The 19,808-nt window shown below is 69.6% G+C and carries 21 protein-coding genes and 1 tRNA gene; 4 read left to right on the forward strand and 18 right to left on the reverse strand.

Annotated features, from left to right (window positions below):
• Positions 1 to 49: 49 nt before the first annotated feature.
• The gene (locus ASD93_RS09695; RefSeq protein ID WP_056121740.1) at positions 50 to 940 is read right to left on the reverse strand and encodes a LysR family transcriptional regulator ArgP; all 891 of its coding nucleotides are present in this window, start codon (positions 938 to 940) and stop codon (positions 50 to 52) included.
• Between the two features lie 71 nt (positions 941 to 1,011).
• On the opposite strand from ASD93_RS09695, the gene lysE reads away from it, so the two are divergent.
• Positions 1,012 to 1,686 carry an L-lysine exporter gene (lysE, locus tag ASD93_RS09700; RefSeq protein WP_056121742.1) on the forward strand — a complete coding sequence of 225 codons (675 nt, stop codon included), beginning with the start codon at positions 1,012 to 1,014 and terminating at the stop codon, positions 1,684 to 1,686.
• A 1-nt stretch (position 1,687) separates the two neighbouring features.
• Here the strand turns inward: lysE and ASD93_RS09705 are convergent, their stop codons facing one another.
• Positions 1,688 to 2,041: an iron chaperone gene (locus tag ASD93_RS09705; protein ID WP_056121743.1), complete on the reverse strand. Its 354-nt coding sequence runs from the start codon at positions 2,039 to 2,041 to the stop codon at positions 1,688 to 1,690.
• Positions 2,042 to 2,100: 59 nt separating this feature from the next.
• Here ASD93_RS09705 and ASD93_RS09710 point away from each other — a divergent pair, with 59 nt between their 5' ends.
• The gene (locus ASD93_RS09710; protein ID WP_056121745.1) at positions 2,101 to 2,376 is read left to right on the forward strand and encodes an acylphosphatase; all 276 of its coding nucleotides are present in this window, start codon (positions 2,101 to 2,103) and stop codon (positions 2,374 to 2,376) included.
• Here ASD93_RS09710 and ASD93_RS09715 read toward each other — a convergent pair whose 3' ends face one another.
• From ASD93_RS09715 to ASD93_RS09760, 10 genes are all read right to left on the reverse strand, one after another.
• Entirely contained in the window at positions 2,377 to 3,192 is an 816-nt protein-coding gene (locus ASD93_RS09715; protein WP_056121747.1) for an amino acid ABC transporter ATP-binding protein, read from the reverse strand. It lies immediately after the preceding gene.
• Positions 3,179 to 3,847, reverse strand: a complete 669-nt coding sequence (locus tag ASD93_RS09720; protein WP_056121750.1) for an amino acid ABC transporter permease — start codon at positions 3,845 to 3,847, stop codon at positions 3,179 to 3,181. Before ASD93_RS09720 ends, ASD93_RS09715 begins: the two co-directional genes overlap by 14 nt.
• A 68-nt stretch (positions 3,848 to 3,915) precedes the next feature.
• Positions 3,916 to 4,722 (reverse strand): amino acid ABC transporter substrate-binding protein, encoded by an 807-nt coding sequence (locus tag ASD93_RS09725; RefSeq protein ID WP_056121752.1) that lies wholly within the window; start codon positions 4,720 to 4,722, stop codon positions 3,916 to 3,918.
• A gap of 101 nt (positions 4,723 to 4,823) precedes the next feature.
• Positions 4,824 to 5,120: a hypothetical protein gene (locus ASD93_RS09730; protein WP_056121754.1), complete on the reverse strand. Its 297-nt coding sequence runs from the start codon at positions 5,118 to 5,120 to the stop codon at positions 4,824 to 4,826.
• Positions 5,121 to 5,250: 130 nt separating this feature from the next.
• The gene (locus tag ASD93_RS09735; RefSeq protein WP_056121756.1) at positions 5,251 to 6,870 is read right to left on the reverse strand and encodes a response regulator transcription factor; all 1,620 of its coding nucleotides are present in this window, start codon (positions 6,868 to 6,870) and stop codon (positions 5,251 to 5,253) included.
• 167 nt (positions 6,871 to 7,037) lie between these two features.
• A complete protein-coding gene (rplA, locus tag ASD93_RS09740; RefSeq protein WP_056121759.1) occupies positions 7,038 to 7,727 on the reverse strand; it encodes a 50S ribosomal protein L1 in 690 nt (229 codons plus the stop codon).
• A 14-nt stretch (positions 7,728 to 7,741) separates the two neighbouring features.
• The gene (rplK, locus tag ASD93_RS09745) at positions 7,742 to 8,173 is read right to left on the reverse strand and encodes a 50S ribosomal protein L11 (protein ID WP_056121761.1); all 432 of its coding nucleotides are present in this window, start codon (positions 8,171 to 8,173) and stop codon (positions 7,742 to 7,744) included.
• Positions 8,174 to 8,274: 101 nt separating this feature from the next.
• The gene (gene nusG, locus ASD93_RS09750) at positions 8,275 to 9,387 is read right to left on the reverse strand and encodes a transcription termination/antitermination protein NusG (protein ID WP_056121763.1); all 1,113 of its coding nucleotides are present in this window, start codon (positions 9,385 to 9,387) and stop codon (positions 8,275 to 8,277) included.
• Positions 9,388 to 9,465: 78 nt separating this feature from the next.
• Positions 9,466 to 9,732: a preprotein translocase subunit SecE gene (gene secE, locus ASD93_RS09755; protein ID WP_056121765.1), complete on the reverse strand. Its 267-nt coding sequence runs from the start codon at positions 9,730 to 9,732 to the stop codon at positions 9,466 to 9,468.
• A gap of 93 nt (positions 9,733 to 9,825) precedes the next feature.
• Positions 9,826 to 9,898: transfer RNA gene (locus ASD93_RS09760), tRNA-Trp, on the reverse strand.
• A gap of 201 nt (positions 9,899 to 10,099) precedes the next feature.
• Here ASD93_RS09760 and ASD93_RS09765 point away from each other — a divergent pair.
• Positions 10,100 to 10,726: a hypothetical protein gene (locus ASD93_RS09765; RefSeq protein ID WP_056121767.1), complete on the forward strand. Its 627-nt coding sequence runs from the start codon at positions 10,100 to 10,102 to the stop codon at positions 10,724 to 10,726.
• Positions 10,727 to 10,786: 60 nt separating this feature from the next.
• On the opposite strand, the gene ASD93_RS16165 is transcribed toward ASD93_RS09765, so the two are convergent.
• From ASD93_RS16165 to gabT, 6 genes are all read right to left on the reverse strand, one after another.
• On the reverse strand, positions 10,787 to 11,263 hold the full coding sequence (locus ASD93_RS16165; RefSeq protein WP_235566928.1) for a GIY-YIG nuclease family protein: 477 nt from the start codon (positions 11,261 to 11,263) through the stop codon (positions 10,787 to 10,789).
• Positions 11,264 to 11,325: 62 nt separating this feature from the next.
• The gene (locus ASD93_RS09775; RefSeq protein WP_056121771.1) at positions 11,326 to 12,690 is read right to left on the reverse strand and encodes an NAD-dependent succinate-semialdehyde dehydrogenase; all 1,365 of its coding nucleotides are present in this window, start codon (positions 12,688 to 12,690) and stop codon (positions 11,326 to 11,328) included.
• Between the two features lie 42 nt (positions 12,691 to 12,732).
• Positions 12,733 to 14,307, reverse strand: coding sequence for an APC family permease (locus ASD93_RS09780; RefSeq protein ID WP_056121773.1), 1,575 nt, complete (start codon positions 14,305 to 14,307; stop codon positions 12,733 to 12,735).
• Positions 14,304 to 15,182: a universal stress protein gene (locus tag ASD93_RS09785; RefSeq protein WP_056121775.1), complete on the reverse strand. Its 879-nt coding sequence runs from the start codon at positions 15,180 to 15,182 to the stop codon at positions 14,304 to 14,306. The genes ASD93_RS09780 and ASD93_RS09785 overlap by 4 nt, the downstream gene beginning before the upstream one ends.
• Positions 15,179 to 16,540, reverse strand: a complete 1,362-nt coding sequence (locus ASD93_RS09790; protein ID WP_056121777.1) for a flavin monoamine oxidase family protein — start codon at positions 16,538 to 16,540, stop codon at positions 15,179 to 15,181. The genes ASD93_RS09785 and ASD93_RS09790 overlap by 4 nt, the downstream gene beginning before the upstream one ends.
• A gap of 139 nt (positions 16,541 to 16,679) precedes the next feature.
• Entirely contained in the window at positions 16,680 to 18,038 is a 1,359-nt protein-coding gene (gabT, locus tag ASD93_RS09795) for a 4-aminobutyrate--2-oxoglutarate transaminase (RefSeq protein ID WP_157536923.1), read from the reverse strand.
• Positions 18,039 to 18,131: 93 nt separating this feature from the next.
• On the opposite strand from gabT, the gene ASD93_RS09800 reads away from it, so the two are divergent.
• Positions 18,132 to 19,664, forward strand: coding sequence for a PucR family transcriptional regulator (locus ASD93_RS09800; protein WP_056121781.1), 1,533 nt, complete (start codon positions 18,132 to 18,134; stop codon positions 19,662 to 19,664).
• The last annotated feature ends 144 nt before the right edge of the window (positions 19,665 to 19,808 follow it).

Genomic DNA, 19,808 nt, shown 5'->3' on the forward strand with positions numbered 1-19,808 from the left:
GCGACGACGGCGCGTCCGCGACGGCGGTGCGAGGCACCGCCCCGCAGGATCAGGCGGGGGCGAGGACGCGGCGGCCCTCGGCGACGATCTCCTCGGCGATCGCGTCGAGCAGCGGGGAGCGCAGGTTCCACTGCTGCCAGTGCAGAGGTACGTCGATGGGAGGACCGCCGAGGCGCACGAGCTCGCCACGGGCGAGAGGCTCCGCCGACTGGAAGGTCGGCAGCAGCGCCCAGCCGAGCCCGAGGCGCACCGCGGTCGCGAAATCGTTCGATGCCGGCACGAAGTGCCGCGGCGGGCGGGCTGTGGCGCCCATCGCCCGCAGCCACTCGTTCTGCAGATCGTCGCGCCGGTCGAAATCGACCACAGGTGCGGCGTTGAGCGCCTCGGCGATGGCAGCGCCCAGGACCCAGCGCTCCACGAACGCCGGCGTCGCGACGGCCTCGTAGCGCATCGCGCCCAGCGTGCTCACGCGGCATCCGGCAACCGGCGTCGCCCGAGATGTGACCGCGCCCATCACCGTTCCCGACTCCAGGAGGCCGGCGGTGAAGTCCTGGTCGTCGCGATGCAGGTCGAAGACCACCGGATGCCGCTGCGACAGCCGTGCGAGAGGTGCGAGGAACCATGTTCCGAGCGAGTCGGCGTTCACCGCGAGAGGTACGGCGGTGCGCGCGCCCTCGTCGGCGTCCGCTCCCAGCTCCGCCACCGTGTCGTGTTCGAGGAGGGCCGCCTGCCGCGCGAGCCGAACGATCGCCACCCCCGCCTCGGTGGCGCGCGCCGGCTTGGAGCGGACGAGCACCACCCGGCCGAGCTGTTCCTCGAGCGTCTTGATGCGCTGGCTGACCGCCGACGGTGTGATGTGGAGCCGGCGGGCGGCGGCGTCGAGAGTGCCTTCGTCCACCACCGCGGCGACGGTCTCGGCGAGCTCGAACGGGATCCGCATAGTAAGTGAGACTAATGCACCTGAAGAATCATGAGCTGGACTGAACCTACTCCGGCATCTAGCGTCGAAGAGTGCTCACCCCTGTCCTTGCCGGCCTCGGCCTCGGCTTCTCGCTCATCATCGCGATCGGCGCGCAGAACCTGTTCGTGCTGCGCCAGGGGCTGCGGCGGGAGCACGTCTTCGTCGTCGCTGCGATCTGCGCAGCATCCGACGCCCTCCTCATCGCCCTCGGCGTCTCGGGGGTCGGCCTCGTGCTGCAGGCCGTGCCGTGGCTCGTCGACGCCGTGCGGTGGGCGGGGGCCGCGTTCCTCGTCACCTACGGCGTGCTCGCCGCCCGCCGCGCGTGGCGCCCGTCGGATCGGGCGCTCGCCGTCGACGAGACCGTGCCGGACAGGGGTGACGGGCCGCCTGCCGCGGACGGATCGAGCGCGGCGCCCGTCGCCGCGGCCACCGCCACGCGCCTGCTGCCCGTGGTGCTGACGTGCCTCGCCCTCACCTGGCTGAACCCGCACGTGTACCTCGACACGGTCTTCCTACTCGGCACCGTTGCCAACACGCACGGCGACCAGCGCTGGCTCTTCGCGGCCGGCGCGATGGCCGCAAGCGTGATCTGGTTCTTCGGGCTCGCGTTCGGCGCGCGCTACCTCGGCCGTTGGCTCTCGACGCCGCGGGCGTGGCGGATCCTCGATGCGGTCATCGCGATCGTGATGATCGGCCTCGGGGTGAGCCTGGTGCTCCCCCACTGACTCAGCCCTCGATCTGCCCCTTGCGTGCACGAACGAGTTCGCGCACCGCATCGTCGGGCAGCGGATGCTCCGGCTGGAACCGGATCGTCCCCTTGTCGAGTCCGATCCCGGGGTGGCCGGCGAGCGAGTCCGCGACCGCGCTCACGGCGTCGGGACTGAACGGATAGACGCCGATGTGCTTCTTCGCGCGCATCACGGAGATCAGCGGCTTGCCGCGGTAGACGAGCGCGGGCATCCCGTAGCCCAGTCCCTGTTCGGCATCAGGCACGACCTCTCGCGCGACGGCGTAGATGCGCTCGACGGGACCACGGTCGGCCGGGTCGAGCCCCGCGAGAAGATCGTCGACGGTTCCCATGAAGGCATCCTGGCACCCGATTCGCCCGCGCGACAGCCGCACAGGGCACGATGGAAGGCATGAGACGCGTGCACGTTCTCGTCCGCGGCGAGGTGCAGGGGGTGGGCTACCGCTACACCCTGCGGATGGTCGCGCGGGAGTCCGGCGCCTCGGGCTGGGTGCGCAATCGACGCGACGGCACCGTCGAGGCGGAGGTCGAGGGCACCGACGCGCAGGTCGACGAGGTGCTCGCGTGGATGGCGGACGGCCCGCCGGGGTCGAGGGTCACCGCCGCGACGGTGACGGATGCCGCGCCCACCGGCGAGCGCGGGTTCGACGTGCGACCCTCCGCCTGATCAGTCCTCGAACGGGCGCAGGAGGCGGTCGACGAAGCGGCGGGTGCGGTCGTTCTTCGGGTGCGTGAAGAGGTCCTTCGGTGCGCCGCGCTCGACGATGGCGCCCTGATCGAAGAACAGCACCTCGTCGGCGACCTGGCGCGCGAACGCGAGCTCGTGGGTCACGATGAGCATGGTCCACCCCTCGTCCGCGAGCTCCTTGAGCACGAGCAGCACCTCGCCCACGAGTTCCGAGTCCAGGGCGCTGGTCGGCTCGTCGAACAGCAGAAGCGACGGCTGCAGTGCCAGGGCGCGCACGATCCCGACGCGCTGCTGCTGCCCGCCTGACAGCTCGAACGGGTAGGCGTCGCGCTTCTCGGCGAGCCCGACACGCTCGAGCAGCGCCTCCGCGCGCGCGATCGCCTCGCCCTTCGGGACGCCGTGCGCGTGGATCGGCCCTTCGGTCACGTTCTGGAGCACGGTGCGGTGCGGGAACAGATTGTGGTGCTGGAAGACCATCGCCGAGCGGTCGCGCAGGGCGATCCGATCGGACGTGGAGATCGGTGCCGAGAAGTCGACGCGCGGTCCGTCCGAGAACGCGACGACGCCGTGCTCGGGGGTCTCGAGACCGTTGAGCGACCGCAGCACCGTCGTCTTGCCCGAGCCGCTGGGTCCGATCAGCACGACGACCTCACCGCGCCGCACCTCCAGGTCGACGCCGTCGAGCACGCGATTCGCGCCGAAGCTCTTGGTGAGCCCCGACACGGTCAGCAGCGGGCCGTCGTCGGCCGGCGCGGGCGGGGCCAGCGCGTCGTCCTGGGGATCAGTGGGCGACATAGCGGTCGAGCCTCCGTTCGATCGCGTTCTGGCCCGCCGAGAGCACCAGGCAGATGAGCCAGTAGATGAGGGCGGCCTCGAGATAGATCGCCATGAATTCGTACGTGAACGCCGCGATCTGCATCGACTTCCGGAAGAGCTCGGTCACGAGGATGGTCGAGGCGAGCGAGGTGTCCTTCACCAGCGAGATGAAGGTGTTCGACAACGGCGGCACCGAGACGCGGGCCGCCTGCGGCAGCACGATGCGCGTGAGCGTCTGGGTCGGCGAGAAGCCCACCGTGTGACCGGCCTCCCACTGCCCCTTCGGCACCGACAGGATCGCCGCTCGCACCACCTCGGCCGCGTAGCCGCCGACATTCAGCGAGAACGCGATGATGGCTGCCGGCCACGGATCGATGACGATGCCCACCGATGGGAGACCGTAGAAGATCACGAACAGCTGCACGAGCAGAGGCGTCCCGCGGATCACCGAGACGTAGAACCGGGCGATGCCCGACAGCACGCGGTTGCGCGAGAGGCGCAGCAATGCGACGCCGATCGCGATCACGAGTCCGAGTGCGAACGACGCGAGGGCGAGCGGAATCGTGCCGGTGATCGCCGCCAGCAGCAGCGGCCAGAACGAATCGACCAGCAGGGTCCAGGTACTGCCGTCCATCGGCGCTCCTCCCTTCCGGGCAGACGAGACCGCCGCCCGCCCACGGTAGGCGAGCGGCGGTCCGAGTTCTACTGGGTGACGTCTTCGCCGAAGTACTTCTCGCTGATCTCTGCGAGAACGCCCTCTTCGCGGAGCTCGGCGAGGGCGGCGTCGATCGCCTCGACCAGCGCGCTCTTGTCCTGGGTGAACGCGAAGGCGCTCAGGCCCGGGTCATCCGTCTCGGCGGCGATCTTCAGGCCGGTCGGGCCGTTGGTCTTCTCGTAGTCGAGGAAGGTGAGGCTGTCGTTGATCGTGGCGTCCACGCGGCCCTGCTCGAGCAGAGCGACGGCCTGAGCCCAGCCCTCGACCGACTCGACGGTGGCGCCGCTGTCCTCGGCCAGCGCGTACCAGTTGCTGCTCAGCGACTGCGCGGTGGTCTTGCCGGCGAGGTCGTCGAAGCTCGAGATCGAGTCGTCGTCCTCCTTCACGACGATGACGCCCGGGGAGACGGTGTACGGCGCGCTGAAGAGGTACTTCTCCTCGCGCTCGGGGTTGATCGACACCTGGTTGCCGATGACGTCGAAGCGACCGGCATCCAGGCCCGCGAAGATCGCGTCCCACTGCGTCTCCTGGAAGGAGACCTCGAGTCCGAGCTTGTCGGCGACGGCCTCGGCGATCTCGACGTCGAAGCCGACCAGCTCACCGCTCTCGTCGTGGTAGCTGAACGGGCGGTAGGTGCCCTCCGTGGCGACCGTCAGGGTCCCGTCAGTAACGAGCCCGTAGTCGCTGCCGCCGGCGGCGGAGTTGGCTGGCTCGGGCGACGCCGAGCTGCAGGCCGAGAGGGCGAGAGCGGCGGTGGCGGCGAGAACGATGGCGGTGATGCTGCGGCGTGACATAGCGATGTTCCTGTGTGGGTGTGGGGAGATGCCCTCAGAAGGACGAATGCGTCCAGGGCCTCTCAATTACAACATGCCATGATGGATTCCATTCCATCGTGTTACCTGTCGCGGCGGCTCGACTCGGCCTCACGGGTCGCGAACCGGCGCTGCCGCAGGCACAAAGCGAGCATGATCGCGCACGAGATCACGTAGAAGGCGTGAAGGCCCCAGATCGGCCCGAGCGGGAGCGTGAACACGTAGAGCGAGTAGACGGCGTTGGCGCCGTTGATCATCACCATGCTCGGCAGGCTGTACGAGGACACGTCCCGCGTGCGCAGTGCCTTGCGCAGCATCGGCAGATTGCTCACCGCGAAGACCACGGTGGCAATGGTGCCGGCGATGAGAGGGATGTCCACGTCCCGAAACTATGCGCCGATGCGCCGTGATCGCTTCCGGAGAATCCCCCATTCCGATGGAAGGGCGCGATGGGTCGAACTATGCAGAGGCCCCGCCGCCGTGCATGTGCAGAGCGAGGGCGCACCCGAATCAGATGAGTCCGTTCTGGTAGGCGTAGGCGGTCGCGGCGGAGCGGGAGGACAGCCCCAGCTTGCCGAAGATGTTGCTGAGGTGGCGCGCGACCGTCTTCTCGCTGAGCGAGAGCCGCTCGGCGATGCCGCGGTTGGTGAGCCCGGTCGATACGAGACGCAGCACCTCGACCTCGCGCGGGGTGAGCGCGCCGGCCGTGCGCAGCCCCATCAGCTCGTTGACCTCGGCGAGCGCCGAGTGCGCGCCGAGGTCGGCGAAGGCCCTCCGTGCGGCGTCGAGATCCGCGAGAGCCGCGTCGTCATCGCCGTCCACGCGCACGATCCGCCCTCGAAGCACGCGGCACCGGGCGGCTTCGTAGGGCACGGACAGGGCGGTCCACGCCGAGATCGCCGTCGTGACGGCTTCCCTGGCAACCCGCGTATCGCCGCGTGCGAACGCGACGCGCGCCGCAGCCGCGTCGGCGAGGGCGGCGAGCATCGGAGCGGGTGAGTCGCGGCGCAGTGCGGCGAGATCCTCGGCGGCCCGTCGCGCCGTGTCGACGTCGTCGGCCGCCAGTTCCACCTCCACGAGAGCGGGGAGGAGCCGGCGGCGGGTCCCTTCATCGGCCCCCGCCACGGCATGGCGGAGCATCGCCCTCCCCGGAGAGATCTCCCCTTGGGCGATCCGCAGCAGTGCCCATCCCGGCTGGGGATCCCATCCCGTCGCGGCGGCGCGACGGTAGTGCTCGTCCGCCGCACGGTGCTCCCCCCTCAGGCGGTGCACCTCGGCGAGCTGATAGTTCGCGACGTAGCCGGCGGTGAAGTCGCCCGCGCGCAGGCATTCCTCCGAGACGGTGGCCGCCGCGGATGCCTCGGCCCACTCGCCGTCGAGCAGGTGGAGCTGCGCCCGGTAGGCGTGGGACTGCCCGCTGTAGGCGATCAGCTCGGGCTGCGCGGAACACCAGCGCGAGAACACCGACGTCCACTGCCGTGCACGTCCGAGGTCGAACGACTCGTGCGCGATATCCAAGAGATTGCGGAAGAAGACGCACGTCCACAGGGTCGACACCTCGCCGGCCACGATTGCCGCTATCGCCTGGTCGAGGCTGGCGAGTCCGTCGGCCGTGTCGCCGATCGTGGTGAGGCACTTGCCCCGGCCGAATGCCGCGTGCGCGGCCAGCTCCCGATCGCCGGTCCGCTCCGCGATCGTCGCGATCTCGTCGAACTTGCGCAGCGCCTCGGCGAAGTCTCCGACGAAGAGCCCGGTGAACGCGGCGGGGACGAGCGCCATCCGGCCGCCGACGGCAGCTCCGTCGTCCAGGTGGGCGACGAGCCGCAGTCCGCGGCCCATCCAGGTCCCGCTCAGCGATAGGTCGCCGATCTCGAGCATCTCGATGGCGAGCCAGCCCGCGGTGCGGGCGGCGCCGGCCGTGTCCCCCCGAGCGAGGTGGAGATCGTGCGCCTCCGTCATCGCCTCGACGGCGGTGGTCGTCCGGCCGCGGAGGAGGGATGCGGTCGCGAAGAGCTCGAGATCGGAGGCGTCCAGGCCTTCGGAACTCTCCGCCCGGGCTTCCGCGAGGCGCTCGAACCCCTCGCGCCAGCGCCGGTCCGCGACAGCGGCCCGGCCGGATTCGAGTGCCAACCCAGCGCCCATCACGCTCCCCCGCGGGCGCCGCGACCACAGTCGGACGGGATGCGCCCGCATCGGGGGAACCGTAGCGCCGCGCGCGCCCCCGCCACAAGACGGAGCCGCGCGAACGACGGCGGGGCCCCACCCGAAGGTGAGGCCCCGCGCGTGCGATCCGAGGATCAGAAGGAGTTGACGTCCAGCGGGATGCCGGGGCCGAACGTGGTCGACACGGCGCCCTTCTGGATGTAACGGCCCTTCGAGCTCGACGGCTTGAGACGGATGATCTCCTCGAGCGCTGCGGCGAGGTTCTCGTCGAGCTGCTCGGCCGAGAACGATGCCTTGCCCACGACGAAGTGCACGTTGGCGTGCTTGTCGACGCGGAACTCGATCTTGCCGCCCTTGATCTCCTCCACGGCCTTGGCCGGGTTGGGGGTCACGGTGCCGGTCTTGGGGTTGGGCATGAGGCCACGAGGACCCAGCACCTTACCCAGACGACCGACCTGGCCCATGAGCTCGGGCGTCGAGACGGCCGCGTCGAACGCGGTCCAGCCTGCGGCGACCTTCTCGATGAGCTCGGCGCCGCCGACCTCATCCGCACCCGCGGCGATCGCGGCCTCAGCGGCCGGACCCGTCGCGAACACGATGACGCGGGCGGTCTTGCCGGTGCCGTGCGGGAGGATGACGGTGCCGCGCACCATCTGGTCCGCCTTGCGCGGGTCGACGGCCAGCTTCAGCGCGACCTCGACGGTCGAGTCGAACTTGGCGGAGCCGGTCTGCTTCGCGAGCGCGACGGCTTCGGTCGGCGTGTAGAACTTGTCCGCCTCGATCTTGGCGGCAGCGGCCTGGAAGGCCTTGGACTTGGTACCCATGTTTCCTATCCCCCTCAGTCCTCGACCGTGATGCCCATGGAACGGGCGGTGCCGGCGATGATCTTCGAGGCGGCCTCGATGTCGTTCGCGTTCAGGTCGGGCTGCTTCGTCTCTGCGATCTGGCGCACCTGCTCCTTGGTGAGCTTGCCCACCTTGGTCGTGTGCGGGGTCGGCGAGCCCTTCTGGAGGCCGGCGGCCTTCTTGATGAGCTCGGCGGCCGGAGGGGTCTTCAGAACGAACGTGAAGCTGCGGTCCTCGTAGACGGTGATCTCCACGGGGATGACGTTGCCGCGCTGCGACTCCGTCGCGGCGTTGTACGCCTTGCAGAACTCCATGATGTTGACGCCATGCTGACCGAGCGCGGGCCCGATCGGCGGCGCCGGGTTGGCTGCACCGGCGTTGATCTGAAGCTTGATCAGGCCGGTCACCTTCTTCTTCGGTGCCATTCTTCTTTCCTTTCGTACGAGCAGATGCCGGAGCATCTTCTCTCCCGCACACCCGGCATCTCCGAGCAGCGGTTCCCCCGAGGACCAGCCCCGGGAAGTCTTTACAGTTTGGTGACCTGGTCGAAGCTGAGCTCGACCGGGGTCTCGCGCTCGAAGAGCGAGACGAGGACCGTGAGCTTGCCGCTCTCGGGCTTGATCTCGCTGATCGTGCCGGGAAGACCCGCGAACGAGCCCTCCTTGATCGTGATCGTCTCGCCGACCTCGAAGTCGACCTCGGCGGGGATGACGCGCGACGCGGCCGTGGCGCCCTTCTTGGCGGAGCCGGCCTTCGTGGGCGCGGTCTCCTTGATCTCGACGAGGCTCTTCAGCATGTTGAAGGCCTCTTCGAAGCGCAGCGGCGTCGGGTTGTGGGCGTTGCCCACGAATCCGGTCACGCCGGGCGTATGACGCACGACCGACCAGGTGTCTTCCGTGAGCTCCATGCGCACGAGCACGTAGCCGGGGATCCGGACGCGCGTGACCATCTTGCGCTGACCGTTCTTGATCTCGACGACGTCCTCCATGGGGACCTCGATCTGGAAGATGTCGTCCTCGACCTCGAGCGTCGACTTGCGCTGCTCGATGTTGGCCTTCACCTTGCGCTCGAAGCCGGCGTAGGAGTGGATGACGTACCACTTGCCCGGGAGCATGCGCAGCTCGGCGCGGAACGCCTCATAGGGGTCTTCGTCGGACTCGTCCTCGTCGGACTCGACCTCGTCGGACTCGACCTCGCCGGACTCGACCTCGTCGACGACGTCCGCTGCGGCCTCGACCTCTGCCACGAACTCCTCGTCGAGCACGGGAGCGTCGTCGTCGCCGTTCACGTCGGGACCGTCGTAAGGGGTCACCTCGTCGGCGGCCTCGGCCTCGAGCTCCGCCACCTCTTCGGCGATGGAGTCGTTGATGACCTCGGCGGCAGCCTCGGTCTCGGCCGCCTCGTCGAGGTTCAGAGCGTCGTTCACGATGGCGTCCGCCTCCGGGTCGTCGATGTCGATGTCGTCCAGGTCGACGTCATCCTCGTCCGCGTCGTCCACGATGTGGATCGCCACGTGCTCGGCCGCCGTGTTGGCGCGGTCCTCCTCGGCGAGGATGTTGCCCTCCTGGGCCTCGTCATCCTCCGAGGACTGCTCCGCCGCCGTCGCCCAGTCGGCGTCGTCGATGAATCTTTCAGACACTGAATTCTCTTCCGTTCTGTTCGCAGCGGGATCGGATCCCACTCGCGCGCCCCGTGGAGTCGGGGCTGTTCAGGTGGCTCAGGAGGCCGGCACTCCGAAGACGTACGCCGTGATCCACACGAAGAGCACGTCGAGGCCATAGACGATCGCCATCATGATCACGACGAAGCCCAGCACGACCGCCGTGTACTTCAGCAGTTCCTGGCGCGTCGGCGTGACGACCTTGCGGAGCTCGGCCAAGACCTGACGGATGAACATGGCGATCCGCGAGAAGACGTTCGGCTTCTTCTCGCGGGGTGCGCCGCCCGCGGGGACGACCTCGCCCGTCGGCTCGTCCTGAACCATCGATGCCACCTGATTACCTTCCGTGCGCCGGCATTCGCCTTCGCACTGTGTTGTCAACCGCCGGACGCGTGGTGCCGGCGCTGCGCTGACGCGCAGGGCGGACAGGAATCGAACCTGCAACCTGCGGTTTTGGAGACCGCTGCTCTGCCAATTGAGCTACCGCCCTAGAGGCCCGGAGGCCTCTGAAGCCCGCGCTCTTCCACCGACGCCTGAACGAGAGGAGCCTGCCCGAATCACGGGCACGGCGAAAGAATGCAGACTTCAACTGCACGCTCCAGTGTACGGCATGCCCCGTGGCCCCGCGAATCCGTGGATGCTGCTGCACGCCGGAGCGGTCGGGCTCCGGCGGCGGCGCTAGCATGCCGCCATGACCCTGTCTCAGGCTCTTCTCGACCAGCTGTGGGAGTTCGATGATCGCGTGGCTTCCGAGTCGCGTCTGCGCGCCGCCGTGGAGGCGGAGACGGATGCCGCGACCCGCGCCGAGCTCGAGACCCAGGTCGCGCGGGCCCTCGGCCTGCAGGAGCGCTTCGTCGAGGCCGACGCCGTGCTCAGCACGACTCCGGTGGTCTCGCCGGCCGTGGCCGTGCGCGTCGCACTGGAGCGCGGGCGTCTGCGCAACTCCGCCGGCGACCCTGATGCGGCACGACCGCTCTTCCAGCTCGCGGCCGATGTTGCGGCATCCTCCCACCTGACGTTCCTGCAGGTCGACGCGCTGCACATGCTGGCGATCGCCGACCCCGAGCACGCGCCGGAGTGGACCGCCCGCGCGATCGAGGTGCTCGACCCGACGACCGATCCGCGCACGCGGCGCTGGCTGGTGTCGCTGCACAACAACGCCGGCTGGTCGCACCTCGACGCCGGCCGCCCGCACGATGCGCTCGTGGAGTTCGAGAAGGCGCAGGATGCCGCGGCCCGCTGGGGCACGCCCCAGCAGGTGGTCTGGGCGGAAGAAGCCGTAGCAGAGGCCCTCGCCGCCCTGCCCCCCGCTCGTTGAACGAGCGAGCCACCCCGTCCCCGGTCGTTGAGCGAGCGAAGCGAGACGAAACGCACCGAACTACGGAGAGTGCCTCGTTCGGACGCTCCATCCGCGAACTGCGTCGATGCCGCCCAGGATGAACGCCTCACGCTTCGCATGGCTCCACCCCTGGATGCGCTTCTCCCAGGCGAACGCATCGTCGATGCGCTCGAACTCGCCACTCCAGGCGAGCTCCACGGGAAGCCGGCGACGCGTGTACGCGCTCCCCATGCCCGCCTCATGCTGCTCGATCCGCCGACCGAGGTCGCGTGTGCTCCCGGCATAGAACGTGCCGTCAGCGCACCGGAGGATATAGGTGAAGGGCATCGCCCGACCGTAGGGGCCTCCTCCGACACCGGGGCGTTTCGTCTCGTCGCTGCGCTCCTCGCTCAACGACCGGGAGGCACGTTTCGTCTCCTCGCTCAACGACCGGGAGGCATGTTTCGTCTCGTCGCTGCGCTCCTCGCTCAACGACCGGGAGGCACGTTTCGTCTCGTCGCTGCGCTCCTCGCTCAACGACCGGGGGCTTGCCCCCACCGGTCGTTGAGCGAGCGAAGCGAGACGAAACGCGGGATCGATCAGGCGCCGACGCGGATGAGCTTCTTGTTGACGAACTCGTCGGCGGCGAGCAGCCCCATCTCCCGCGAGGTGCCGGAGCGCTTGACACCGCCGAACGGCAGACCCGGCTCGTCGGCGAGGACCAGGTTGACGTAGACCATGCCGGCGTCGATCTTGTCGGCGATCCGGGCGGCCTGCTCCTCATCGGTGGTGAACACGTACGAGCCCAGGCCGAAGCTGGTGTCGTTCGCGATCTTCACCGCCTCGTCCTCGTCCGCCACCTTGTAGACGACGCCGACGGGACCGAAGAACTCCTCGCTGTACGCGTCCATCTCGCTCGTCACTCCGGTGAGCACCGTTCCCGGGTAGAACGCTCCGTCGCGCGTGCCGCCGGTCGCGAGCGTCGCACCCTGCGCGACCGCCTTGTCGACCTGCTCGGCGAGGCGCTCCGCGGCGACGAGCGAGGACAGCGGGCCGAGCACGGTGTCCTCCGCGAACGGGTCGCCCACCTTGGCGCCGCTCATCTTCGCGGTGAACTTCTCGAGGAACTCGTCGTACAGACCGTCGATCACGATGAAGCGCTTCGCCGCATTGCACGACTGGCCGGTGTTGTCGAGGCGCGCGTCGACAGCCGCCTGCACCGCCCCGTCGAGGTCGTCGGTCGACAGCAGGATGAACGGATCGGATCCGCCGAGCTCGAGGGCGACCTTCTTGAGGTTGCGGCCCGCGACCTCTGCGACCGCCGCACCCGCGCGCTCCGAGCCGGTGACCGAGACGCCCTGCACGCGCCGGTCGGCGATGATCGTCGCCGCCTGCTCGTTCGACGCGTACACGTTGGTGTACACACCGTCGCCGAGCCCGGCATCCGCATAGATCTTCTCGATCGCCGCGGCCGACTCCGGGCACTGACCGGCGTGCTTGAGGATGATCGTGTTGCCGATGACGATGTTCGGCGCCGCGAAGCGGGCCACCTGGTAGTACGGGAAGTTCCACGGCATGATCCCGAGGAGCGGCCCGAGCGCCGTGCGGCGGATCACCGCGGTGCCGTCGCCGTCGATGTCGATCGGCTGGTCGCCGGTGATCTTGTCGGCGTGGTCGGCGTAGTACTCGGTGATGTCCGCGGCGAAGTCGACCTCGCCGAGCGCGGCCTCGAGCGGCTTGCCCATCTCGCGCACGATGATGGCGGCCAGCTCGTCGCGTCGCTCGCGGTGCAGGTCCGCGGCTTTGCGGATGCGCGCCGCGCGGTCGGACACCGGGACGTTGCGCCACGTGCGGAAGGCGGCATCCGCTCCGGCCAGGACCGTCTCGAGGGCCTCGTCGGTGATCGTCGGGTAGGTGGCCAGGGTCTCGCCCGTGGCGGGGTTGACGACGGCGTACTCACTCATGGGTGTTCTCTCCGATCGGATGGTTGGGTCACAGTCTGCCGCTCAGCGGCGGGTACGTCGAAGGCTTGCGGGAGCATCCATACCGAGTGTCTCGCCGCGGAAGAATGCCGGACGCTTGATGGCCTGCCAGATCATGATGACCACGCCGAGCCCGATCACGACGACGCCGAGGATGAAGACGAGCCCCAGGCCTCCGATGTTCGAGCCGCTGCCGTAGTCGGGGTCCATGCTGTCGTAGAGCGTCTTGCCGAACAGCAGGAGCAGGATGATTCCGCCCACGAGCGGGAACAGCAGCGTGAAGAAGAAGCTGCGCGCCGAGTCCGTCCACTGCTTGCGGAAGTACCACACGCACGCGAACGCCGTGATGCCGTAGTAGAAGCAGATCATCATTCCGAGGGTGGTGATCGTGTCCCACAGCACGTCCTCGCTCACGAACCGCATCACCGTGTAGAAGACCGAGGCGACGATGGCCGAGACGACCGTCGCGTAGCCGGGCGTGAAGAACCGCGGGGACACCTTCGCGAAGGCCGGCGGCAGTGCCTTGTAGTGCCCCATCGCGAGGAGGGTCCGCGCCGGGCCGACGAATGTGGACTGCAGCGACGAGGCCGAACTCGTCAGCACCGCCAGCGACACGAGGAAGGCCAGCGGGCCCAGGATCGGACCGCTCAGGTAGAAGAACACGTTGGACTGGATGTCCTCGTTGCCCAGCCCCAGCTCCCCCGCGCCGGTGCCGGCGTAGGCAAGCAGCGACACCGAGATCAGCAGGTACAGCACGACGATGGTCACGACGGTGAGCGTCGCCGCGCGCCCGGGGGTCTTCTCGGGGTCCTTTGTCTCCTCGTTCATCGTGAGGGTGACATCCCACCCCCAGAAGATGAAGATCGACAGCGAGAGCCCCGCCACCATCGCCCCGAACGCGTCGAGCGTCTCGGTGGGCTCGATGGCGAAGGGATTGAACCAGGAGAGCTCCACCGGGCTGGCGTCGAACGCCGTCCCGTTGGCGACGTGGACGAATGCCGCCACGGCGAAGAAGATCAGCACCAGGACCTGGAACCCGACGAGCACGTACTGCAGCTTCTGCGTCGTCTGCAGGTCCCGGTACGAGATGTAGGTCGCGCCGGCCATGAACAGCAGGCACACCGCCACGTTGATGAACGGGTTGAACGCGAGCTCCGCGATCGTGCCCGGGCTCCCGGCCAGCTGGTCGATGAGCAGGAACAGGAACTCGACGGCGATGCCCGCCAGATTGGAGAGCACGAGGATCGTCGCGGCGATCAGCCCCCAGCCGGCGAGCCAGCCCACCCAGGGGCCGAACGCGCGAGCGGCCCAGGTGAAGGAGGTTCCCGAGTCGGGCATGGCGCGGTTGAGCTCGCGATAGCCGAGCGCGACGAGGAGCATCGGGATGAATCCGATGAGGATGATGGCCGGGACCTGGAATCCCACCTCCGACACCGTCGGACCGAGCGCTGCCGTCAAGGTGTACGCGGGCGCGATGCACGAGATTCCGATGACGACGGCGCCCAGCAGGCCGATCGTGCCGGCGCTCAGGCCCTTCTTGGACAGGCCGCCGGTGACCGGCTCGCCGGTGACTGCTTCAGCCCTGCTGCGATCGCTCATGCCTGCGGTCCCTTCTTCTTGCGCGTGCGAGGCACGACGATCATGGGCACGGGGAGCTCGTGCAGCATCTTCGCTGCCGTGGACCCCAGGAACAGACGGCGCGGACGCGCCAGGCGGCTCGAGCCGACCACCGCGATCTCGCCGGGTTCCCAGCTGAGATGCGACACGGCGTCCTCGATGCTGTCGCCGAGTCCGACCACGGCCTCGGCGTCGACACCCTTCGGCAGCGCGCGGCGGGCGTGGACGAACACCTCGTCCGCGTGCATCGCCGCCGACTCGTTCCCCGCGATCCCGGCGGGAAGATCGACGGCGACCAGCGACACCAGGCGCAGCTCGGCACCGGTCGCCGACGCGAGCGCCACGCTCTCCTCGAGGAGCAGGTCCGCGCCCGGACGGAGCCCGATCGCGGCGGTGATGCGGGTGATGCCGCTCGCCGGATCGATGCGCCGAGCACCCTCGGGCGCAAGCACCACGGGCACATCGGCGGAGTGCAGCAGCTCGCTGGCGACCGTGCCGAGGCGGTGGCGCCCGCGCAGGCCGCCGTTCGCCGCGCCGACCACGATGTGCGAGGCGCCGATGTCGTGAGCCGTATCGATCAGACCCGCGGCGAAGGACTCGGCGAAGCGGACGTGCGTGCGAGTGCGCACGGTCGCGGGCACGGTGCCCGCGGCATCGGCCAGCCACTTCTCGGCCTGCTCGCGCACGTACTCGTCGTACCCCGCGTCCGGCGGAGTGATCACGCTGCGCTCCTCGCCCGGCAGCACGACGACGAGATGAAGAGAGGAATCGGATGCCACGGCCAGCCGTGCACCGAGGGCGACGGCGTCGGCTCCGGCATCCGTCGCGGTGTATCCGACGACGATGCGGCCGCTCATGCGCGCGCTCCGTCCACGATGTTCGCGGCGACGAGCCGACCCATGCGGATCGCGCCGTCGACGTGCTGGTAACCGGCGCCGGCCATGTCGCTGCACGCGAAGTGGATCGGTCCGACCGGGGTGCGCAGGTCCGCGCCGTAGCGGGTGAGGCCGCCGAGGTCGAAGCTCGCGGCGTACGCGCCGCGGGTCCACTCCTCCGCTCCCCAGTCGCTCTCGAAGTACACGAGCGGTTCGAGTGCCTCGGGGCCGTAGTAGTGCGACAACGACTCCAGGATGCGCGCTCTGCGCTCCTCCGCGGACGCCCGGAAGAGGTCGTCGGCGTTGCGGTCCGAGACGAACCCGACGAGGGTGCCGCGCTCGTCGCCGTGGTTGGTGTTGTCGTACGCCTCGTGGGAGAGCTCGTAGGGGCTGAAGGCGGTTCCCGACAGGCCCTGCTCACGCCAGAACGGACGGTCGTACACGGCGTGCACCTTGATCACGAAGCCCATCGAGATGTGCTGGTGCATCTGCTGCTTCAGCCGGGGCAGAGCGGGCTGGAACTCGATCCACGGGTAGAGGATCGGCGCGTGCGCCAGGATGACGAATCGCGCGCGCACCTCGAGGTCCTCGTCGGTGACGACGCGGACGCCGTCCGCGTGCCAGTGGACCTCGTTGACGGGCTGACCGAGCAGCACGTCGTCGCCGAGGCGCTCGGCGAGGAGCAGCGGCACCTGCTGGAGGCCGCCGACGACCCGCTCGTCGAGGATGTAGTCGGCGTCGACGAGGTGAGTGAAGCTCCCCGCGCTCGCGGCCATGAGCAGCGCCTGCAGTGCCGAGAAGGCGTAGGCGGGCTTGGTCAGCATCGCGCCGGCGATGAAGAGGGCGATGTTGTCGCGCGCCTCCTGGTCGGGCGTCTGCTCCTCGAGCCACGCCTCGAATGAGATGCGGTCGAGCTCCTCGGCATCCGGGTGCTCCCACGGCTTGTCGGGGTCCATCTGCGCGACCATGCCGTCGAGCTTCTCGATCAGGCGGACGATCTCCTTCTCGGTCTCGGGTGCCACGGGGAAGATCTCTCCCGTGAAGCGGCGGACCGAGCCGTCGCGGCCGATGTAGACCGAATCGCCCTCGCGGTAGCGGCTGTAGGTCTCCAGACCCAGCTCGGCGATCGTCTCCTTGAGCGCCTCTTGGTCGGGCGAGACCCACTGGCCGCCGACCTCGAGCATCGCGCCGTCGATCACATCGGTCCACAGTCGCCCGCCGACCCGGTCGCGCGCCTCGAGCACCACGACGGAGAGTCCGGCCTTCCTGAGTTCATTCGCCGCGGTGAGGCCGGCGGCACCAGCCCCGACGATCACGACGTCACGCGTCAGCTGTTGCATGAGACTCCTCTGTCCGGTGTGCGGCCGTCCGGCGGCCTCGAGACTCGGCGTCGCGCCGTGTCCCACTTTCCTCGCCTCGGCAAGCGCCATGCGAGCGAATTCGGGACATGCCCCGGAGAAACCGGGACATGTCGCTGGATCAGGATGCCGCGAGTGCGGCGGCGACGACGTCGATGCCCTCGTGGAGCAGGTCGTCGCCGATGGAGAGCGGCGGAAGGAAACGGATCACGTTCCCGTAGGTGCCGCAGGTGAGCACGATCACGCCCTGGGAGATGCACGCCTTCGCGACCGCGGCGGTGAGCGCGGCATCCGGCTCACCCGTCGCGGGGTTCACGAACTCGGCGGCGATCATCGCACCGTGGCCGCGCACGTCGCCGACACGAGGGTCGGCTGCCTGCAGCGCACCGAGGCGCTCGGTGAGGATCGCGCCGATCTCGCGGGCGCGCTCGATCATGCCGTCGTTCTCGAACACGTCGATCGCGGCCAGCGCCGCGGCGCACGCGACGGGATTGCCGCCGTAGGTGCCGCCGAGGCCGCCCGCGTGAGAGGCGTCCATGATCTCGGCCCGTCCGGTCACGGCCGCCAAGGGCAAGCCCCCCGCGATGCCCTTGGCGGTCGTGATCAGGTCCGGCACGATGCCGAACACGTCACTCGCGAACATCTCCCCAGTGCGAGCGAAGCCGGTCTGGATCTCGTCGGCGATGAACACCACCCCGTTGGCGCGGCACCACTCGACGAGAGCGGGAAGGAAGCCCTCGGCGGGGACGATGAACCCGCCCTCTCCCTGGATCGGCTCGATGATGACGGCGGCGAGGTTGTCGGCGCCGACCTGCTTCTCGATGACCGAGATGGCCTTCTTCGCAGCATCCGCTCCGCTCAGTCCGTCGCGGAACGGGTACGACAGCGGTGCGCGGTAGACCTCTGACGCGAACGGGCCGAAGCCGCTCTTGTAGGGCATCGACTTGGCCGTGAGGGCCATGGTGAGGTTGGTGCGGCCGTGGTAGCCGTGATCGAAGGCGACGACGGCCTGCCGGCCGGTGAACTTGCGCGCGATCTTGACCGCGTTCTCGACGGCTTCCGCGCCGGAGTTGAACAGTGCGCTCTTCTTCGCGTGGTCGCCCGGGGTGACGCGATTGAGCGCTTCGGCGACCGACACGTAGGAGTCGTAGGGAGCGATCATGAAGCACGTGTGGGTGAACTGCGCCACCTGCGCCTGGACAGCTGCGACGACCTTCGGGTGCGCGTTGCCGATCGTGGTCACGGCGATGCCGGATCCGAGGTCGATGAGCGAGTTGCCGTCGGCGTCGACGATCACGCCGCCGCCGGCCGCCACCGCGTGCACGGGTGCCGTGTGCCCCACGCCGGCTGCCACCGCGGCGGATTTGCGGTCGAGGAGCTCCTGCGAGCGCGGACCCGGGATGCTCGTCACGAGGCGACGCTCCTGCGGCAGGGTGGGACCGCCGATGGGCGTTTCGGTGAGGGTGTCGACAGCGCTCATGGGGGCGAGCGTAGGACCGAGCCAGACGCGCCGCACCCTCCTCGCTGTACATTCTCCTTAGCCTGCTGTACAGCCGGTACACCTTGGAGGATCATGCCCGCCGTCGCCGACGCCCCCACGCTGCGCGCGCTTCTCACCCGTGCCGACCTGCGACTCGTCCTCGCCGGCGAGCAGCACCTCGAACCGGGCACACTCGACCGCGCCGTGCGCTGGGTGCACAGCACCGACCTCGTCGACCCCACGCCCTTCCTTTCGGAGGGCCTGGTGCTCCTGACGACCGGCACGCAGTTCCCGGAGTCGCCCGACGAGACCGGCGCGTTCCGCGCCTACGTGCACCGGCTCGCGGCGCGCGGAGTCGTAGGTCTGGGATTCGGCACCGAGGTCGTGCGCGACGGCATCCCTCCGGCGCTCGTCGAGGCGTGCCGCGATGAGCGGATGCCGCTGTTCGAGGTCCCCTACCGCACGCCGTTCATCGCCGTGGCGCGCGCCAACGCCGAGGCGATCGCCGCGCAGGCGTACTCCCGGCGCAGCTGGGCGCTCGCCGCGCAGCGCGCGATCGCCCTCGCCGCGCTGCGGCCCGACGGGCTCGGGGCGACCGTCGCCGAACTCGCGCGGCAGCTCGACACGTGGGTCGGCATGTACGACGCCGCCGGGGAGCTCGTGCGGGAGCATCCCGCGGGCGGTCTCGATGCGGCCACCGCCGAGGATCTCCGCCGCGAAGTCACTGGCGTCCTCAACCGCGGCGCACGAGCGGGCTCGTCGCTGCGCATCCGCGAGACGCCGTTCAGCCTCCAGACGCTCGGACGCGGCGGGCACCTTCGCGGCGTCATCGCCATCGCCGCGGGCGACCTCGACCAGGAGGGTCGCGGGGTCGTGACGGCGGTGATCGCGATGGCGGGGCTCGCGCTCGAGCAGCAGCAGGGCCTCAGCCGTGCGCGCGGCGTGCTGCGCGCCGGACTGGTGCAGACGCTCCTCGCAGACGATCCGGCCTTCGCCCGGCGCATCTCGCGCGAACTGTGGGGGCCGCTGCCGGCAGCGCCGGTCGAGGTGGCGCTGACGGATGCCACGGCATCCCGCATCGACGCGATCGCCGAACTCCTCGAGCTCCGCGTCGACGAGAAGCGCGGCGCGCTCTTCTTCGGACGCGGCGACGACGGTCTCGTGATCGTCGTGCCCGCCGGCGAGCGCGGCCCGGTGGAGGAGGTCGCCGAGCGGTTCGGTGTGCGCATCGGCCTGTCGGATCCCGCCGGCTACGACTCGTTCGCCGCGGCGATCGCGCAGGCGAAGGTCGCGCGGGACCGCAGCGGCGACGGCGTCACGCTCTTCGCGGAGCTCGCGCGCACCGGCGTGCTGTCGGCGCTGTCCGACGAGGCACGAGCGCTCGCGCGCGCGGAGCTCGCGCCGCTGCGCGACCACGACGCCGCGGAAGGCACCCACCTGGTCGAGACTCTGCAGGCGTGGCTCGACAACGACTGCTCGCACGAGGCATCCGCTCGCGCACTCGGGGTGCACCGGCACACCGTGCGCACGCGCCTCGCGCAGATCGAGCGGGTGCTGGGCGCCGACCTCTCCTCGTTCGCCGCCCGCGCCGAGCTGTGGGCCGCGCTCCGCGCCGTCGAGGACTGACGCTGCGCGAACCCGGGCCCCGAGTCTCAGCCGCGCCCCGAGTCGGCGGCAGCGCCCCGAGTCGCCGGCCGCGCCCCGAGTCGCCAAGACACGCCGTATCCGCGCCGCCGCGCCGGCGTGTCTTGGCGACTCGGGCTCCGGTTC

This window comes from Microbacterium sp. Root180 (assembly GCF_001428485.1).
Classification (GTDB): Bacteria; Actinomycetota; Actinomycetes; order Actinomycetales; family Microbacteriaceae; genus Microbacterium.

Bases quoted from the DNA above. Each gene is read 5' to 3' on its own strand.
- ASD93_RS09695 (WP_056121740.1), bottom strand. From the start codon at position 940: ATGCGGATCCCGTTCGAGCTCGCCGAGACCGTCGCCGCGGTGGTGGAC.
- ASD93_RS09715 (WP_056121747.1), bottom strand. From the start codon at position 3,192: ATGTCGCCCACTGATCCCCAGGACGACGCGCTGGCCCCGCCCGCGCCG.
- ASD93_RS09785 (WP_056121775.1), bottom strand. From the start codon at position 15,182: ATGAGCGGCCGCATCGTCGTCGGATACACCGCGACGGATGCCGGAGCC.
- ASD93_RS09725 (WP_056121752.1), bottom strand. From the start codon at position 4,722: ATGTCACGCCGCAGCATCACCGCCATCGTTCTCGCCGCCACCGCCGCT.
- ASD93_RS09780 (WP_056121773.1), bottom strand. From the start codon at position 14,307: ATGAGCGATCGCAGCAGGGCTGAAGCAGTCACCGGCGAGCCGGTCACC.
- ASD93_RS09775 (WP_056121771.1), bottom strand. From the start codon at position 12,690: ATGAGTGAGTACGCCGTCGTCAACCCCGCCACGGGCGAGACCCTGGCC.
- secE (WP_056121765.1), bottom strand. From the start codon at position 9,732: ATGGTTCAGGACGAGCCGACGGGCGAGGTCGTCCCCGCGGGCGGCGCA.
- ASD93_RS09705 (WP_056121743.1), bottom strand. From the start codon at position 2,041: ATGGGAACCGTCGACGATCTTCTCGCGGGGCTCGACCCGGCCGACCGT.
- ASD93_RS09790 (WP_056121777.1), bottom strand. From the start codon at position 16,540: ATGCAACAGCTGACGCGTGACGTCGTGATCGTCGGGGCTGGTGCCGCC.
- rplK (WP_056121761.1), bottom strand. From the start codon at position 8,173: ATGGCACCGAAGAAGAAGGTGACCGGCCTGATCAAGCTTCAGATCAAC.
- ASD93_RS09800 (WP_056121781.1), top strand. From the start codon at position 18,132: ATGCCCGCCGTCGCCGACGCCCCCACGCTGCGCGCGCTTCTCACCCGT.
- ASD93_RS09710 (WP_056121745.1), top strand. From the start codon at position 2,101: ATGAGACGCGTGCACGTTCTCGTCCGCGGCGAGGTGCAGGGGGTGGGC.
- ASD93_RS09765 (WP_056121767.1), top strand. From the start codon at position 10,100: ATGACCCTGTCTCAGGCTCTTCTCGACCAGCTGTGGGAGTTCGATGAT.
- rplA (WP_056121759.1), bottom strand. From the start codon at position 7,727: ATGGGTACCAAGTCCAAGGCCTTCCAGGCCGCTGCCGCCAAGATCGAG.
- ASD93_RS09720 (WP_056121750.1), bottom strand. From the start codon at position 3,847: ATGGACGGCAGTACCTGGACCCTGCTGGTCGATTCGTTCTGGCCGCTG.
- gabT (WP_157536923.1), bottom strand. From the start codon at position 18,038: ATGAGCGCTGTCGACACCCTCACCGAAACGCCCATCGGCGGTCCCACC.